This window comes from Pseudomonas sp. MMS21 TM103 (assembly GCF_022132145.1).
GTDB lineage: Bacteria > Pseudomonadota > Gammaproteobacteria > Pseudomonadales > Pseudomonadaceae > Aquipseudomonas.
This window is the reverse complement of record NZ_JAJISP010000006.1, coordinates 198,382-215,432: the sequence shown is the minus strand read 5'-3', so window position 1 is coordinate 215,432 and position 17,051 is coordinate 198,382. Positions and strand designations below refer to the sequence as shown.

Genomic DNA, 17,051 nt, shown 5'->3' with positions numbered 1-17,051 from the left:
CGGCGCACGTGCTCCCGTGCGCCGGGTTTACCTGCGATAAGCCCTCGGGCGAGGTTTGCAACAGGCTGCAGTGGCCTGATATTGACGGCAGCAAATCACTCTCGCAACGCGGCCTCGGCCGCGTTTTTTCTTGGGTGCGTCAGGCATGGCGCGTTGCGCGCAAGCGCAAGCCGATATGTCTGGAGCTCGACGAGGGACGCGACTGGATATCAGCGGACAACGATTGTGAACCATGCGGACACGCTGGCGCATCTGAGATGAATCAGGCGGCTGGCGAAGCAGCAGGGGGGGCGGGGAGCGGATACGATCAATTGGCTTAATCGTATGGCCCGAGCCATCGCGTGGCGAATCGTACGGGCGGGTGAGGGCGAGGAACGGCGGGAGTCACCCCGCCGACTACTCGACTCCGCGTATCAGGCGCGGCGGCGAAACAGCGGTTGCGGCTGGTCGCTGGAGGCCTGATACACCTCGGAGAACTCCTCGAAGGCTTTCAGTGCATCCTGCGGATCCTTGTCTTCGCGCAGGGCGAAGGCATCGAAACCGCAGCGCTTCAACGCGAACAGCTGATCACGCAGCACATCGCCAATGGCGCGCACTTCACCCTTGTAGCCATAGCGGGTGCGCAGCAAATAAGCGCTGGAGCAGTGACGCCCGTCGGTGAAGGCCGGAAAGTTAAGGGCGATTACCTGGAAGTTATCCAGCTGGTCGGCGATTTCCTCAATCTCCTCGCCGGCGTCCAGCCAAACGCCCAGGCCGCCGTCGCGGGCCTTGAGTGCGCTCGGGTGTTCGATCCACAACGCCAGGGGCACGATCAGGTCGTCACAATTGCTGAGGCCGTCGAGAGTCGTATCCTTGGGCAGCAGATGCCAGGATTCGTCGACCACCTGGCCGTTCTTAATGATTCGCTGCATATACGCGCTCCTTGAACGGGGCGACACCGATACGGCGGAAGGTGTCGAGGAAACTTTCTTCATCGGTGCGTTGCTCGATGTAGACCTTGATGATCTTGTCGACCACATCCGGCATGTCATCCTGGGCGAAGGATGGGCCGAGAATCTGCGCCAGGCTGGCATCGCGGCCGGAGTTGCCGCCGATGGACACCTGATAGAACTCCTGACCCTTCTTGTCCACGCCGAGGATGCCAATATGGCCGACGTGGTGGTGACCGCAGGCATTCATGCAACCCGAAATATTCAGCTCGATGTCGCCGATGTCGAACAGGTAATCCAGGTCATCGAAGCGACGCTGGATGGCTTCGGCCACCGGGATCGACTTGGCGTTGGCCAGCGAGCAGAAGTCGCCACCCGGGCAGCAGATGATATCGGTCAGCAGGCCCACGTTCGGTGTGGCAAAACCGTGTTCCCGCAGTTCGCCCCAGAGGCCGAACAGCTGAGTCTGCTCGACGTCGGCGAGGATGATGTTCTGGTTATGGCTGTTGCGCACCTCGCCGAAGCTGTAACGATCAGCCAGTTCGGCGATGGTGTCGAGTTGCTTGTCGGTGACATCTCCCGGCGCGACGCCAGTCGGCTTGAGCGACAGAGTGACAGCGACATAGCCGGGCTGCTTGTGGGCGAAGGTATTGCGTTGACGCCAGCGGGCAAAACCCGGGTGCTCGGCATCCAGCTGCGCCAGGGCCGCATTCTGATCGTGCAGGGACTGATAAGCCGGGTCGACGAAATGCGCCGCGACGCGCGCCACTTCGGCTTCGGTCAGGGTGGTCGGGCCATCCTTCAGGTGTGCCCACTCGGCGTTGACGCGCTCGGCGAACACTTCAGGGGTCAGCGCCTTGACCAGAATCTTGATGCGCGCCTTGTACTTGTTGTCGCGACGGCCGTAGCGGTTATACACACGCAAGATGGCGTCGAGGTAGCTGATCAAATGCTGCCAGGGCAGGAACTCATTGATGAAGCTGCCAACCACCGGAGTACGACCCAGGCCGCCACCGACGGAAACACGGAAACCCAGTTCGCCGGCGGCGTTGTTCACTGCCTCCAGGCCGATGTCATGCACTTCGATGGCTGCACGGTCACTGGCGGCGCCATTGACGGCAATCTTGAACTTGCGCGGCAGGTGGGTGAATTCCGGGTGGAAGGTCGACCACTGGCGGATGATTTCACACCAGGGGCGCGGATCGACGATCTCGTCCTTGGCCACGCCAGCGAACTGGTCGGTGGTGGTGTTGCGAATACAGTTGCCGCTGGTCTGGATCGCATGCATTTGCACGGTAGCCAGTTCGGCGAGGATTTCGGGTACGTCTTCCAGGTCAGGCCAGTTGAACTGCACGTTCTGCCGGGTGCTGATATGGGCGTAGCCCTTGTCGTAGTCGCGGGCAATCTTGGCCATCATGCGCACCTGCCTGGAAGACAGCAGGCCATAGGGCACGGCGATCCGCAACATGGGTGCAAAGCGCTGAATGTACAGGCCATTTTGCAGGCGCAGCGGACGGAATTCTTCGCCACTCAGCTCACCAGCCAGGAAACGGCGGGTCTGATCACGGAACTGCTGGACGCGGTCCTCGATGATTTGTTGATCGTACTGGTCGTATACGTACATGAAGGGTCCTGTTTTCAGGCTGCTTACAGCAATTCTGCGCGCACGGCCGCGCACCCCTTAGCGGAGCTGAGGGAAGATACCAGCTCAGGGTTATGCGCAAAAGTGAAGTTTGAGTATATGGTAAGAACTTTGAGTGCTAAGGATGGGCAAGAGCATAACTTCCTCGCTTGAGCAAGCGCGCGACCTAGGCTTAACTGCATAAGCGAATCACTCATAAGCACAATAAAAAGGGTAGCCCATGACCGACCATACCGAATATGACAGCCGAGATAGTGTTGTCGACGCCAGGGCGATCTTTGTCCTGATTCTGTTAGTTGTAGCCACCGCAGTATTCTGGGTCAGCCAGCAATAACTCAGGCTGCTTGAGAAGCCGACTCCAGGCAGATAGGCCATGTTGGTGCGAGAGCCCGGAAGTCAGATGTTGACTTGGAAACGTTCTCCGGCCAGGTCAACCATGACATCTTGATTGATCGCTCAGGTGCGCGGACTTTGGATCGGCGGTTATCCGGCTGATTCGTGCTTTTCTGAATGCGGGAACGTTGATCAATGGCGTGGTCAATAAAGCCGCCCTAGGTGCCACAGGGTGACTCGTTATCTACGTTGTTGGCGCAACAGTCGCCTCGAGCTGAATCGCGTGTTGAACATTGCGTGGTTCGACAGCGTGGGCTGGTACGTCGCCCATAACCTCAACCTCTTGAACCGCCCGGTGCGGATCCGCCTGCCGGATGGTGTGGCGGGCGGCGGTCTATGGCGGCCGTCCCCTATGCCGATTTTGCCTCCGTCCTCGCACTGCTGTTTGGGCCCACTAAGGCGCTAAACTGCGTGTTTTATGGTGGGAAACTCGAGTGTGAAGTGGGACATTTTCTGTAGCGTTGTCGATAACTACGGCGATATCGGGGTGACCTGGCGCCTGGCGAAGCAATTGGCGGCCGAGCATGGGGTGGCGGTACGCCTGTGGCTGGATGACCTTGGCGCCTTCGCTCGCCTGTGTCCCCAGGCCGACCGGCACGCGGCGCAGCAATTCCGGCAGGGTGTGGAGGTTCGTCAGTGGCCGCTGCCTTGGCAGCCTGTGCAGCCGGCGGATGTGGTTATCGAGGCTTTTGCCTGTGAGTTGCCGACGGCTTATGTGGCGGCAATGGCAGCGCGGCCGCAGAAAGTACTGTGGCTGAATCTGGAGTACCTCAGCGCCGAGGACTGGGTCGAGGGCTGCCATGGTTTGCCGTCCTTGCAGTCCAATGGCTTGCAGAAATTTTTCTTTTTCCCCGGCTTTACCACGGGTAGTGGAGGTTTGCTGCGCGAGCGTGATCTGCTCGATCAGCGCCAGGCGTTTCAGGCGGATCCCCTGGCGCGTGCGCAGTTTCTCCAGGGGCTGGGGGTGACGCCGATTGCGGGGGCGCGGCTGGTGTCGTTGTTCGCCTACGAGAACCGCGCCCTGGCCAGTTGGCTGGAGGCTCTGGCGGCGGAACCCCGGGTGACCCAGTTGCTGGTGCCGGAAGGGCGCATTCTCGCCGATCTGCAAGCCTGGCTCGGCTGCGCGGCGCTGGTTGCCGGCGATCGGCAGCAGCGCGGTCGGTTGCACGTCCAGGTACTGCCTTTCGTCGAGCAGGAACAGTACGACCGCCTGCTCTGGAGTTGTGACTTCAATGCGGTGCGCGGTGAAGATTCGTTCGTCCGCGCGCAGTGGGCCGGGCGTCCGTTGCTCTGGCATATCTATGAGCAAGAGGAGAACGCCCACTGGGACAAGCTCGAGGCATTTTTGGCGCTTTATGCCAAGGGCCTGTCGCCTGCCGCGCGTGCGGCGCTGGAGGGACTGTGGCGGGCATGGAATGCCGGTACAGCCATGGGGGCGAGCTGGGATGGGCTGTTGCAGGTGTGGCCAGAGTTGGTTGAGCATGCCGAGCGGTGGTGTCTACAACGGGCCTCTCAAGCTGATCTTGCTGAGGCACTGGTAGAGTTTTACCAAAATTGGCTATGATATGCGGCCTAGAATTCCGTATCTCCATCCAAATCCGGATATTAGTATGAAAACCGCACAAGAAATGAAGCCCAACAGTGTGGCCCTGATTGACGGCCAGCCTTGGCTTATCCAGAAGGCCGAGTTCACCAAGTCCGGCCGTAACAGCGCTATCGTCAAAATGAAGCTGCGCAACCTGCTGACGGGTTCCTCGACCGAGACCGTGTACAAGGCCGACGACAAGCTCGAGCCGGTCATCCTCGATCGCGTCGCTGTGACCTACTCCTATTACAGCGAGCCAAACTACGTCTTCATGGACGATGAGTTCAATCAGTACGAGCTGAACAAGGACGACCTGGAAAGCGTTCTGCCGTACATCGTCGACGGCATGACCGATATCTGCGAAGCCGTGTTCTTCGAAGGCAAAGTGGTTTCGGTCGATCTGCCGACCACCATCGTTCGCCAGATCACCTACACCGAAGGTTCCGCCCGTGGCGACACTTCCGGCAAGGTAATGAAGACTGCCAAGCTGAGCAACGGCACTGAAGTCAAGGTTGCAGACTTCTGCAATATCGACGACTGGATCGAAATCGACACCCGCACCGGCGAATACAAGTCCCGCGCTAAAGCCCCAGTCTAAATACTGGCTTTACCCGCGAGGAGGAGAAGCCCGACCTGGTGTCGGGTTTTTTTCTGCCTGGGTTTTATCGAGCGGCCTGAGGTTGGGCTGAGAGCTGATGAAAATAGTCCCGTGCGATTGCCGTCAGGCGCGCATTGCCGCGAAGCCGAGGAAGCGACCCCGCGACGGCGTTTGATATTTGTACAGCCGCTGAGCTGAGCAATGTCCAATATGGCGATTGCGAACGAGGCATTGAGCCCGGCATTGCCATCCGGTTGCTATTGCTGTCGGATGGTGGATACGGCGGGACAAATTTTTGCAAGGCCGTGCCTGTTGTGTACGTGCCTCATCCGCCCGCGGATAGCGACAACCCTGCTGCGCCGAGCTGCTGCCGGTAGCAATCCAGCAAGCCATTCGTCGCCGGCCAGACATCCTCGAGCAACTCGTCCAGCGCCACGTGGCTGCCGACCCGGCACCGGGTCGGCAGTTCGCAACCTGCATAGAAGGTATTGACCGCCTCGACCATCGACTGGCGCTGGTTCTCCAGCAGCACGGCAGCATGGGCCAGGCACACGTGACGGCTGTCACTTGGCCGCCGACGCCAGCGTTGCGCGGTACCGACCAGTTTGCGTTGTTCCAGGGTGACATTGTAGCGGCCGTCGCAGAAGGCGCCGTCCACTTCGCCCAGGCCGGGATCCAGGCCCAGGTCGCGCAGCCAGGCGCACAGCGGTTCGCACAGGCGCAAGTAGGCGGTCTCGATGCGCTTCTGCTCGTCGTCGCTCGCCGGCACGGCGTAGGCCAGGGCCACGTTGAGCACTGCCGGCGACTGCGGCACCGGCTCGCCGCCGGTGTCGCGCAGGGCTACCGGCCAGCCCTGCGCCACGCAGGCGGACTCGGCGGCCGCGAAGCCGCTCAGGCGGTTGAGTCGGCGCGGCATCACCAGCGCCGCATCCAGCGGGCGCCAAAACAGCAGGCCGCAGTCGAGGGCGCCGGCATGCACCTGCTCCAGCAACTGCCGTTCCGCATCCAGGCCGGCTTCGACCGGCAGTCGCTGTATGCTTGTCATGTCACCTCGTCGTATTGCAGTCGTCTGCACTAATTCATCGAGAAAGTCCGCTGCCGGCGCAGCGCTCACCACATGGTGATCGAAGGTCAGCGACAATCCCATAGAGTCCCGCTCCAGCAGCTTGCCATGGTTCTGGCAGGCGCCGCTGGCAGCCGCCCATGTCGCGGACGGCCCCCTGCAGCATATTGAGGATAGGGGCGAAGAAGCGGGCCCGCGACGGTTTCGGTTGGAAAGCGTGACTTCCGCGCCGGTTAGCTGCTCGGCAGCCAGTCGCGCCGGCGCTACCAGCAGCAGGTCGTCGGGCAGCGGGGCGGCCAGGAGTGGGGCGGCTGTTGCGGCAAACGGTCCGTAGGAACTCGTGATTGACTTGCAGGAGAGGGCGCCGTTCACTCCACCCGCTGTTCGCCGGTAAAGCTCAGGGTCACCTTGCAGCGCCGGCAGAAGTAGCGGCGGCCTTTGCCGACCAGGGCGTGACGTTGGGCGGAGAAGGGGAAATCGCCCTGGGGGCAGCTGCAGCGGTAGATGAAGCGGCTGACCTTGCGACGCTTGACGTCATAGCTATGGCAGCGGTTTGGCGGCAACTCATAGACGCCACGCATGATCAGTTGCCATTCCTCGCCGTGAGGCTGGATCTTCAGGCCAAACAGTTGATGGGCGATCAGGTGCGCCACTTCGTGGGCCACTGTCTGCTTGAGGAAGTCGTCGCGGTTTTCCCGATATAGCTGGGGGTTGAAGCGCAGTTTGTTTTCCGTCAGGTGCGCTACTCCGGCCTTTTGCCCGCGCAGTTTGAAGCTCACTTCGGCACGGACAAAGCGTTGTTTGAAAAAGGCCTCGGCTTGCTGGTAACAGGATTCGACGCGGGCGTGGATGTGTTCGGGCATGGGCGTAACCTGAAGATGACGGCGCGATTATGCCTAAGCCGAACTGCTACGGCAGCCCTAAAACGACGAAACCACCGCAAGGTGGTTTCGTATGGTCTTCGCTGCCATGCCCTAGCTGGTGTAGACCGGGCCTACCCCAAGGCCCCAGAGAATCACCGAGCAGGCGATCATCGCCACTAGGACCACCAACCCTACCGCAAGTACCGAACTGGAGAACATGAAACCCTCATCTGTGGGGATATTCATGAAGGTTGGTATGCCCACGTAGAGCAGGTAGACGGTGTAACAGATGGCCAGTGTTCCCACCACCATGGCCAGCCACATATTTGGATAGAGTGCCGCCAGGCCGCCGACAAACAAGGGCGTCGCGGTGTAGGCGGCGAACACGATGCACCGGGTCAGGTTGGGGCTGGCGTCATAGGTACGTGCCATCCAGTGAATGAAGGCGCCCATCACCGCAACCCCGGCAAGCATCGCCAGGTAGGTCATGATCGTCATTTGCAATGCGCTGGCTTGGGTCAGCATTACCGGTGCCCTATCACCGATGGACCAGCCAACCTGGGTGGTGCCGATGAAGGCCGAGATCGCCGGAATCGCGGCGAGCACCAGTACGTGGGTGAGATACATGTGGCTGATGGTTTCTTCTTCGCCACGAATTTCCTGCCATTCCTGATCGGGATGGGTGAAGAGCCCCCAAACGTGATGGATCATGCCAGACACCTCCTCTTGTTATGCGGTCGCCCCCCAGCGAAGTGCCTGACGCGCGTAGACAGCGCTATCAGGTACTGGGCCGAACCTATGCGACCGTATGTCGCAGTATAGGCAGAGGCTGGCATTCGAGAGGGGTCATGCTTTAGAGCAAATTGGTCTCTGAAAATCAGCTGTAATAGCGTTCAAGAATTTCCATGGCTTTGTTGATCGACTGCAGGCGCGTGGTGCTGCCGCCTCGGTCGGGGTGATGCAGGCTGACCAGTTGCCTGTAGCGATGCTTGATAAGCCCGATATTGAGCACTTGCTGGCTTTCATTCAGCTCGAACAGCTCCAGGGCTGCACGTTTTTCTTCGCCGCCTTGCATGCGTGTCCAGAAGCTGGCCAGCAGCTTTTCCACATCGCGCTCGTCGGTATCGCTCAGTTGGCTGAGATCCAGGTAATAGTCGCGCAGCGGGTCGTGCTCGCTCAGTTCGGCACTGCCAGCCTGGTAAGGCAGCAATTGGATACACAGCGGGTTGATCTGGACAAAGCCGAGCCGCTCGCTCCATAGCCGCTCGCGCAAGCGGTACAGGGCGTTGAAGACCAGGAAGTGGGTGCGAAACAGCACCAGGTAGTCGGTCAGCGGCAAGTGGGGGATGTGCGTGCAGTGGCGATCTTTCAGCTGTTGGATCAACTGGTATTCGCCAATCCCGGCGGGAACAGCCTGCAGCAGCTGGTGCAGCTGATCTGCCAGATCGGCAGAGGGGTCAAGTTCGTCGTTCATCACCCGAGCCTAGCATTTCAGCGCGATTGGGGTAGGGCGCGTCGCGCTTTCTGGGTAAAATGCCGCTCTTTAGTAAGCCTCCGGATTCCAGCGCACCATGGGTAGCCTCTCGGTCAATCAGAACAAACTGCAAAAACGCCTGCGTCGTCAGGCCGGCGAAGCCATCGCCGACTTCAACATGATCGAGAACGGCGACAAGGTCATGGTTTGTCTGTCCGGGGGCAAGGACAGCTACACCATGCTCGATGTGCTGCTGCATATGCAGAAGGTCGCGCCGATCGAGTTCGAGATAGTCGCGGTCAATATGGACCAGAAGCAGCCAGGCTTCCCCGAGCATGTGTTGCCGGCCTATCTGGAGTCCATTGGTGTGCCGTATCACATCGTCGAAAAAGACACCTACTCGGTGGTCAAGGAGATGATCCCGGAAGGCAAGACCACCTGTTCGCTGTGTTCACGCCTGCGCCGCGGCACCCTGTACACCTTTGCCGACGAGATCGGCGCGACCAAGATGGCCCTGGGACATCACCGCGACGATATCCTGGAAACCTTCTTCCTCAACATGTTCTACGGCGGCACGCTCAAGGCCATGCCGCCGAAGCTGCGTGCCGATGACGGGCGCAACGTGGTGATCCGCCCGCTGGCCTACTGCAATGAGGCGGATATCGAGGCCTATAGCCAGCTCAGGCAGTTCCCGATCATTCCGTGCAACCTCTGTGGTTCGCAGGAAAACCTGCAGCGTCAGGTGGTCAAGGAGATGCTCCAGGACTGGGAGCGCAAATCGCCGGGGCGTATCGAGATCATGTTCCGCGCGTTGCAGAACGTCGTGCCCTCGCAGTTGGCCGACCGCAACCTGTTCGACTTCAAGAACCTGAGAATCGACGAAAATGCCGCATCGCGTTTCGTCAATGTGATGAACCTGTAGGACAGCGCTAAAAGCGCCAAGCAAAGGCGAGGGATGATGCGCGACTATAAATGGCTCCATGAGTATTGCCTGAACCGTTTTGGCTCGGCAGCGGCCCTCGAGGCGCGCTTGCCGCAGCCGCGTAGCGATGCCGAGTTGCGCGCGCTGAGCGATGACCGTTATCTCTCCACCATCAGCCTGCGCATCTTCCGCGCCGGTCTAAAGCACAGCCTGGTCGATGCCAAGTGGCCGGTTTTCGAGCAGGTATTCTTCGGTTTCGATCCGGAAAAAGTCGTACTGATGGGCGCTGAGCGTCTGGAAAACCTGATGCAGGATGCGCGCATCATCCGCCATCTGGGCAAGCTCAAGAGCGTGCCGCGCAATGCCCAGTTCGTGCTGGATGTGCGCAGGGAAAAAGGCAGCTTCGGTGCGTTGATCGCCGACTGGCCAGTGACCGATATCGTTGGTCTGTGGCGATACCTGGCCAAGCAGGGTAGCCAACTGGGCGGGTTGTCCGCTCCGCGCTTCTTGCGCATGGTCGGCAAGGATACCTTCATCCCCACCGATGATATGGTCGCCGCGCTCAAGGCGCAGAACATCATCGACAAGGTGCCGACCAGCTTGAAAGACCGTGCAGCCGTGCAGGCGGCGTTCAATCAGTGGCACGCGCAGAGTGGTCGACCGCTGTGCCAGTTGTCGATGATGCTGGCGTATACGGTCAATCATTGAGCCGCTGGGGTGGCTGATGCTTCATCCACCCTGCGCAGGAGAGCTTGAGATGGATGAGGTCATTGCCCGTGTCGCCGAGGCCATCATTGCGGCCGAACGCATCCTGATCATCACCGGCGCCGGGCTGTCCGCCGACTCCGGCTTGCCGACCTACCGCGGCATCGGCGGCCTGTACAACGACCAGACTGCCGAAGGCCTGCCGATCGAGACGGCGCTTTCCGGCCCCATGCTGCAGCGCGATCCAGCCCTATGCTGGAAGTACCTGGCCGAACTGGGCAAGGCCTGTCTCGGCGCCCAGGCCAATGCCGGGCATTACGCCATCGCCGAGCTGCAGCGCTTGAAACCCCAGTGCTGGGTGCTGACCCAGAATATCGACGGCTATCACCGCGCTGCCGGCAGTCCGTCCGAGCGCCTGATCGAGATCCATGGCCAGCTGGCGCCGCTGTATTGCCAGTCCTGCGGTGCTCAGGACCCGCAACTGGCCGAGCACCTGAGCCGGCCGCTGCCGCCCAGGTGCCAGGAGTGCGGCGGCATCCTGCGCCCGCCGGTGGTGCTGTTCGAGGAAATGCTCCCGGAGCGGGCGATCAACAGCCTGTATGCCGAACTGGGTAAAGGCTTCGAGGTGGCCATCAGCATCGGCACCAGCGCTAGTTTCCCCTATATCGTCGAACCGCTGCTGCGCACCCACCAGGCGGGAGGTTTCACCGCCGAGATCAATCCTGCTCGCGGTGACTTGAGCGATGTCGTCGATGTGCATGTGCGACGTGGAGCCTTAGATGTTTTGCCGGCGCTACTGAGTCACATCAAGCGCCATAGAATTTGCAAATGAGGGGCATAGAAGGCATAGTCGCGCCCTTGTGAAACTACGGCACGTTGCACTCATGTTGAAAAAAATCGCCCCTCTCTTGCCCCTCGCATTTACGCTGGTTCTGGTTGCCTGTGCCAGCCATGCGCCGCAAATTCCGGCGACCATTGCCGTGACGAAGGTCAAGACGGTTGAGCGTGCGGTTCTTCTCGACGAAGCCGAAGCCGAAGCCGAAGCAGTCATCGATTTTTCCGACGACAAAGCCTACGAACTCCCTCAGTTGGCCGACAGCATTCTGTCCCATGGCCTGTCGCTGGTTGGCACCCGTTACCGCTACGGTGGCAGCACGGTGAAGTCGGGGTTCGATTGCAGCGGTTTTATCGGCTTCCTGTTCAAGGAAGAACTCGGCATGCAATTGCCGCGTTCGACCCGCGAAATGATCAAGATTGATGCGCCTCTGGTCGACCGTGAAGAGCTTGAGCCGGGCGATCTGCTGTTCTTCAGCACCAACGGCCGTGGCCGTGTCAGTCATGCCGGCATTTACCTGGGGGACGATCAGTTCATTCACTCCTCCAGCAGCCGTAGCGGCGGTGTGCGGGTCGACAGCCTGGAAAGTCGCTATTGGAACCGTACCTTTATCGAGGCCAAGCGGGCACTGGCCATGGCCCCGACCGATCAGCTGGCCCGCCATCCCTGATCTACCGGCGCAGCCGCAAAGGTTGCGCGGTTTCTCCTGAGTCGGCACAGTAGAGCGCATTCAGGCTCTGGATCGCTTTGCTCATGCACCTCACGACCCGTGTTGCCCTGCTTCTGCTTGCCTCGCTGCTGACTGCCTGCGCCGGTCGCCCTCCTGCTCCACAGTCAATCGTTCATGTGCCCGCGGCCAGCGTCGACAGTGGCGCCCAGGACGTATTGTTTCGCGCCCTCGGGCTGGTCGGCACGCCCTATCGCTATGGCGGCAATACACCGGCGGGCGGCTTCGATTGCAGCGGGCTGATCGGTTACGTCTACCGCGACGCGGCTGGCGTCAGGCTGCCGCGTACGACCCGCGAGCTGATCAGCATGCGTGCACCAGGCGTTGGCCGTAATGCGCTGCAAAGCGGTGACCTGGTGTTCTTTGCCACCAGCGGTGGGCGCCAGGTCAGTCATGCTGGTATCTATGTCGGTGACGGCCGCTTCGTGCATGCGCCTTCCAGCGGTGGCACCGTGCGCCTGGACAGCCTCAGTAACAGCTACTGGCAGCGCACCTATCTGAATGCCAAGCGCGTATTCAGCCCTGAGCTGGCGGGTAATCCCTGACGACGGCGTAGGACCATCTCCCTAGCCCGGCTGTAATCTGGCTCGGTTGTCGATAGGCACCCCGATGTCATCCGGGCGGACTCAGCCAGCAGCGCAGGCTTCGTAGGAGGCGCGCCCCGTGGTTGGTTTTGCTGCAACCGCCTGGGGCTTATGCATCAACATAGGCGCTACGAGAGCTGGGTAGGGTGGATGCCGCAGGCCTTGCAGCCGCAAGCAGGGTAGGCGAGATGGCATCTCTTCCCAGCACCTGCGCGTGGATAATTCAGGAGGGCCCAATGACCAACCGCACCCTTACGCTCGACGACAGCCTTTACCACTATCTGCTCGACGTCTCCCTGCGCGAAACGCCGTTGCTCAAACGCCTGCGCGATGAAACGGCACAACTGGCCAATGCCAACTGGCAAATCGCACCCGAACAGGGCCAGTTCATGGCGCTGCTGGTGCAGTTGACCGGCGCCAGGCGGCTTCTCGAGGTCGGCACCTTCACCGGCTACAGCGCTCTCTGCATGGCTCAGGCCATGGGGGCAGAGGGGCGGATGATCTGCTGCGATCTTCCCGGCGACTACAATGCCATCGCCGAGCGCTATTGGCGCGAAGCCGGCCTCGGCGAACGCATCGAACAACGCCTGGCGCCGGCCCTGGATACCCTGGCCGCGCTTGAGCGCGCAGGGCAGGCGGGTAGCTTCGACCTGATCTTCATCGATGCCGATAAAGCCAACTACCCGGCCTATCTGGAGCATGCCCTGCGACTGGTGCGCCAGGGCGGTCTGATTCTGTTCGACAACACCCTTTGGAGCGGCCGGGTGCTGGAGCAGAACCCGGACAGCGCCGACACCCGCGCCATCCAGGCCCTCAACCTGGCTCTGAAAGACGACCAGCGCCTCGACCTGTCGCTGCTGCCGCTGGGCGATGGGCTGACGCTGTGCCGCAAGCGCTGAAGCGGATCTGGAGCGTGCCATGTGATCAGGATTTTGGGGGCGCGCGGCCAGGGGCTCGGCCGTGTCACCCTGTCGAGGGTATCGGGCGGCGACCTGCGGTGGGCACGACCCAGGACTACCCGATCGATCTGAAACCGGGCAAGTATTACGACTCCTGCCCGCTAAGCGCACCCCGCACTGCGTGCTGATCCTCCGCGACGCAACCAGTTAACGACGGGGGTAGAACCCGAACCTGTCCCGAGGAATGCTGGGCAAAAAACAGCATGCACAGGCTATCCGTTGACGCCAGGGGCTTGTGCCTCTACCCTGCGCGCCTTGCAACAGGTGCCCCCAGCCTTGCGACCTGTCCACGTTCTGCCGCGCATTAGCGCGCATGAATGGAACAGGCCTCAGGACTAGAGGGGTGAAACAGGGAAGTCGGTGCGTTGTGCGTGTTCACGCCAACCATTCCGACGCTGCCCCCGCAACGGTAGACGAGTCAAACCAGCGCTTTTTAACCACTGTGCTTCAGCATGGGAAGGTGCGTCTGGAGGTGTTTGCATAACACCGCTCGTAAGCCCGGAGACCGGCCTGCTGCAGTCCATGGCATCGCGGAGGGCGTTGTCAGGCGTGTGGCCTGCGCCGTTCCTGCAGTTCATCCGTCTTCGTTCTCCGTATGCCTTTCCTGGCTATCGCTCGGGTGAGAGCGACGGAGCAACAACGTAATGAGCACAAAGAGCAAGTCCCTTCTACAGCCGGCAGCGTTGCTGCTGTGTGGCGTCTCGAGTATTTCCCAGGCCAGTGCGGCCGAGCGTACTTATCTGCAAGACCAGGTGGTGACCGCCACCCGTACCGCGCAGACCGCTGAGCAGAGTCTGGCCGCGGTGATGGTCTTCGATCGCGTACAGATCGAGCAAAGTCAGGCCACGTCCGTGCCCGAACTGCTGAAGCGGGTGCCGGGCGTGTCCCTGGCCAACAATGGCGGGCCGGGCAAGAACACCTCGTTGTTCATGCGCGGCAGCGAGTCCGACCATGTGCTGGTGCTTATCGATGGCATCAAGATCGGTTCGGTCAGCTCTGGGGGCGCGGCCTTGGCGGATCTGCCGTTGGAGCTGATCGAGCGAATCGAGGTGGTGCGTGGGCCGCGCTCCAGCCTGTATGGCTCGGAAGCCATCGGCGGGGTGATCCAGATCTTCACCCGCAAGGGCCGCAGCGGCGAGGCCACGCCGTTCTTCTCCGCCGGGTACGGCACCCACGACAGCTACAGCGGCAGCGCCGGGGTCTCCGCTGGCAATGATCGAGGCTGGTACAGCTTGGGCCTGAGCAGCAGCGACACCGACGGCATCAACGTCAAGTCGGCAGGCACCCGCGGCTATGAGGACGACGCCGACGGCTACCGCAACCTCTCCGCCAGCCTGAGCGCCGGCTACCGCTTCGACAGCGGCCTGGAACTGGACGCCAACCTGCTGCAGGCCAGCGGGCACAACGATTACGACCAGGTCAACAGCAAGGGCACCGCGGGTTTTCGCGCCAACGCCGATGTCGAGAGTCGGGTGGTCGGTACTCGCGCCCGTTTCGCCCCGCTCGAGTCCTGGCAGGTGACCCTGCAGGTCGGGCGCAGCGAGGACAAGTCCGATGGCTACCTGGATGGCGCCTTCGACTCGCGCTTCGACAGCCGCCGCGACAGCGCCAGCTGGCAGAACGACCTGAGCCTGGCGCCCGGTCATACCCTGACCCTGGGCGTCGACTACCTGCATGACGAGGTCAATGGCAGCACCGCCTACGCCGAGGACTCGCGCGACAACACTGGCGGCTTCGTCCAGTACCTCGGCGAGGAGGGCGCGCACGACTGGCAACTGTCGCTGCGCCGCGACGACAACCAGCAGTTCGGCCAGCACGACACCGGCAATCTCGGCTACGGCTACGCCTTGACCGACTGGCTGCGCGCCACCCTCAGCTACGGCACGGCGTTCAAGGCGCCGACCTTCAACGAGCTGTTTTTCCCCAATTACGGCAATCCGGACCTGGACGCGGAAACCTCGCGCAGCCTGGAGGCCGGCCTGGCCGGGCAGCACGGCTGGGGCCACTGGGCAGTCAACGCCTTCCGCACCCGCATCGACGACCTGATCGCCTACGACGCCAGCATCAAGGCCCCGGCCAACGTCGATGAGGCGCGTATCCGCGGCGTGGAACTGGTACTCGCCAGCCAGTTGCTGGGCTGGGACTGGAACGCCAACTACAGCCTGATGGAACCGGAGAATCGCTCCGGCGGGGCCAACGACGGCAACGAGCTGGCGCGCCGCGCCAAGCAGCTGTTCAACCTCGACCTGGACCGCCGCTTCGGCGCCTTCAACCTCGGCGCCAGCCTGCACGCCGAGGGCCAGCGCTACGACGACCTGGCCAACACCAAGGAACTGGCCGGCTACGCCACCCTGGACCTGCGCGGCGAGTACCGCATCGATCCCGAGTGGCGCCTGCAGACCCGCGTCGCCAACCTGCTGGACGCCGATTACGAGACTGCCCAGGGCTATAACCAGCCCGGCCAGGCAGTCTACCTGACCCTGCGCTACCAGGCGCTTTGACCCATTTGGCGCCGGCGGGCCAACCCCGGCGCCCTACCCAGGAGAACCACCATGCTCAAGCTGTCCCCCCGCATGCAACTGCTGATCGGCCTCGCCCTGGCGGCGCTGCTGGCCATGACCCGTGGCCACCACTTCGCCTCGGTCAACCTGCCCAGCGCCTCTTGGGCGGTGTTCTTCCTCGCCGGCGTGCTGCTGACGCCGCGCTGGGTGTTCCCGGCGCTGTTCATCGAGGCCTCGCTGCTGGATTTCGCCACCATCCAGTGGGCTGGGGTCAGCGACTGGTGCATGTCGCCGGCCTACTGGCTGCTGGTGCCGGCCTATGGCGCGCTGTGGCTGGGTGGCCGCCTGTATGCCGGCTGGCACCGCGATAGCCTGAACAGCCTGGCGCTGCTGGTGGCGACCGTCGCGCTCAGCGCCTTCGTCGCCTACCTGCTGTCCGGCGGCGGTTTCCTGTACTTCTCCGGGCGCTACCCGGAGCCGAACCTGGCCCTGCTGGCCGAGCGCATCGCCGCCTATTACCCGCGCTACCTGGGCAACCTGGCGCTGTATGTCGGCCTGGCCGTGGTGCTCTATGTCGGTATGCGCGGCACGGTCGGCCTGCGCCAGCACAAGGAAGTGAACTGATGAGCGAGTCGAGCGAACGCGACGCCCGGCACAAGGCGCGCATGGCGCGCAAGAAGGCGCTGATCGACGAGAAAATTGCCCAGGCCCAGGATGAATATGGCCTGCTGCTGGTACATAGCGGCAACGGCAAGGGCAAGAGCAGCTCGGCCTTCGGCATGGTCGCTCGCGCCCTCGGGCACGGCATCAAGGTCGGCGTGGTGCAGTTCATCAAGGGCGCCGCCAGCACCGGCGAGGAGAGCTTCTTCCGCCGTTTCCCCGACGAGGTCAGCTACCACGTCATGGGCGAGGGCTTTACCTGGGAAACACAGGACCGCCAGCGCGATATCGACAAGGCCCGTGAGGCCTGGGTGGTCGCCGCGCAGCTGCTGAGTGATCCTGCCATTGGCCTGGTGGTGCTCGATGAACTGAATATCGCCCTTAAATACGGCTACCTGGAACTGGAGACGGTGCTCGCCGACATCGAGGCCCGGCCACTGCTGCAACACGTGGTGGTGACTGGCCGTGGCGCCTTGCCGGGGATGATCGAGGCGGCGGACACCGTCACCGAGATGAGCCTGGTCAAGCATGCCTTCAAGGCCGGCGTCAAAGCGCAGAAAGGCGTGGAGTTCTGATGCTTCCGCTTAAGGCATGCAAAGATCGCAGCTGTG

17 protein-coding genes and 1 riboswitch are annotated in these 17,051 nt (G+C 61.9%); of the genes, 11 read left to right on the top strand and 6 right to left on the bottom strand.

Annotated features, from left to right (window positions below):
- Positions 1-413 precede the first annotated feature (413 nt).
- Entirely contained in the window at positions 414-911 is a 498-nt protein-coding gene (locus tag LJY18_RS18380; protein WP_238043285.1) for a DUF934 domain-containing protein, read from the bottom strand.
- Entirely contained in the window at positions 895-2,553 is a 1,659-nt protein-coding gene (locus LJY18_RS18375) for a nitrite/sulfite reductase (RefSeq protein WP_238043283.1), read from the bottom strand. Before LJY18_RS18375 ends, LJY18_RS18380 begins: the two co-directional genes overlap by 17 nt.
- A gap of 829 nt (positions 2,554-3,382) precedes the next feature.
- Here LJY18_RS18375 and earP point away from each other — a divergent pair.
- Positions 3,383-4,528: an elongation factor P maturation arginine rhamnosyltransferase EarP gene (gene earP, locus LJY18_RS18365; protein WP_238043281.1), complete on the top strand. Its 1,146-nt coding sequence runs from the start codon at positions 3,383-3,385 to the stop codon at positions 4,526-4,528.
- Between the two features lie 46 nt (positions 4,529-4,574).
- Positions 4,575-5,147 (top strand): elongation factor P, encoded by a 573-nt coding sequence (gene efp / locus LJY18_RS18360; RefSeq protein ID WP_238043280.1) that lies wholly within the window; start codon positions 4,575-4,577, stop codon positions 5,145-5,147.
- A gap of 325 nt (positions 5,148-5,472) precedes the next feature.
- Here efp and LJY18_RS18355 read toward each other — a convergent pair whose 3' ends face one another.
- The 4 genes from LJY18_RS18355 to LJY18_RS18340 form a co-directional block, all read right to left on the bottom strand.
- The gene (locus LJY18_RS18355; protein WP_238043279.1) at positions 5,473-6,192 is read right to left on the bottom strand and encodes a lipoate--protein ligase family protein; all 720 of its coding nucleotides are present in this window, start codon (positions 6,190-6,192) and stop codon (positions 5,473-5,475) included.
- Positions 6,193-6,578: 386 nt separating this feature from the next.
- Positions 6,579-7,073 (bottom strand): SprT family zinc-dependent metalloprotease, encoded by a 495-nt coding sequence (locus tag LJY18_RS18350; RefSeq protein WP_238043278.1) that lies wholly within the window; start codon positions 7,071-7,073, stop codon positions 6,579-6,581.
- A gap of 111 nt (positions 7,074-7,184) precedes the next feature.
- A complete protein-coding gene (locus LJY18_RS18345) occupies positions 7,185-7,784 on the bottom strand; it encodes a Yip1 family protein (RefSeq protein ID WP_238043277.1) in 600 nt (199 codons plus the stop codon).
- A 166-nt stretch (positions 7,785-7,950) separates the two neighbouring features.
- Positions 7,951-8,547, bottom strand: a complete 597-nt coding sequence (locus tag LJY18_RS18340; protein ID WP_238043276.1) for a DNA-J related domain-containing protein — start codon at positions 8,545-8,547, stop codon at positions 7,951-7,953.
- A 97-nt stretch (positions 8,548-8,644) separates the two neighbouring features.
- Here LJY18_RS18340 and ttcA point away from each other — a divergent pair, with 97 nt between their 5' ends.
- The 9 genes from ttcA (at position 8,645) to cobO (ending at position 17,015) form a co-directional block, all read left to right on the top strand.
- Positions 8,645-9,469, top strand: coding sequence for a tRNA 2-thiocytidine(32) synthetase TtcA (gene ttcA, locus LJY18_RS18335; protein WP_238043275.1), 825 nt, complete (start codon positions 8,645-8,647; stop codon positions 9,467-9,469).
- Positions 9,470-9,505: 36 nt separating this feature from the next.
- Positions 9,506-10,177, top strand: coding sequence for a DNA-3-methyladenine glycosylase I (locus tag LJY18_RS18330; RefSeq protein WP_238043274.1), 672 nt, complete (start codon positions 9,506-9,508; stop codon positions 10,175-10,177).
- A gap of 49 nt (positions 10,178-10,226) precedes the next feature.
- Positions 10,227-11,006, top strand: coding sequence for an NAD-dependent deacylase (locus LJY18_RS18325; protein WP_238043273.1), 780 nt, complete (start codon positions 10,227-10,229; stop codon positions 11,004-11,006).
- Between the two features lie 52 nt (positions 11,007-11,058).
- Complete coding sequence (locus tag LJY18_RS18320; RefSeq protein WP_238043271.1) at positions 11,059-11,679, top strand: C40 family peptidase; 621 nt, start codon at positions 11,059-11,061, stop codon at positions 11,677-11,679.
- Positions 11,680-11,762: 83 nt separating this feature from the next.
- On the top strand, positions 11,763-12,281 hold the full coding sequence (locus LJY18_RS18315) for a C40 family peptidase (RefSeq protein ID WP_238043269.1): 519 nt from the start codon (positions 11,763-11,765) through the stop codon (positions 12,279-12,281).
- Positions 12,282-12,556: 275 nt separating this feature from the next.
- Positions 12,557-13,219: an O-methyltransferase gene (locus LJY18_RS18310; RefSeq protein ID WP_238043267.1), complete on the top strand. Its 663-nt coding sequence runs from the start codon at positions 12,557-12,559 to the stop codon at positions 13,217-13,219.
- Positions 13,220-13,586: 367 nt separating this feature from the next.
- A riboswitch (cobalamin riboswitch) is annotated at positions 13,587-13,807 on the top strand.
- 116 nt (positions 13,808-13,923) lie between these two features.
- Positions 13,924-15,780, top strand: a complete 1,857-nt coding sequence (gene btuB, locus LJY18_RS18305; protein ID WP_238043265.1) for a TonB-dependent vitamin B12 receptor — start codon at positions 13,924-13,926, stop codon at positions 15,778-15,780.
- A 51-nt stretch (positions 15,781-15,831) separates the two neighbouring features.
- Positions 15,832-16,404 (top strand): hypothetical protein, encoded by a 573-nt coding sequence (locus LJY18_RS18300; protein ID WP_238043263.1) that lies wholly within the window; start codon positions 15,832-15,834, stop codon positions 16,402-16,404.
- A complete protein-coding gene (cobO, locus tag LJY18_RS18295; protein WP_238043261.1) occupies positions 16,404-17,015 on the top strand; it encodes a cob(I)yrinic acid a,c-diamide adenosyltransferase in 612 nt (203 codons plus the stop codon). Before LJY18_RS18300 ends, cobO begins: the two co-directional genes overlap by 1 nt.
- Positions 17,016-17,051 lie beyond the last annotated feature (36 nt).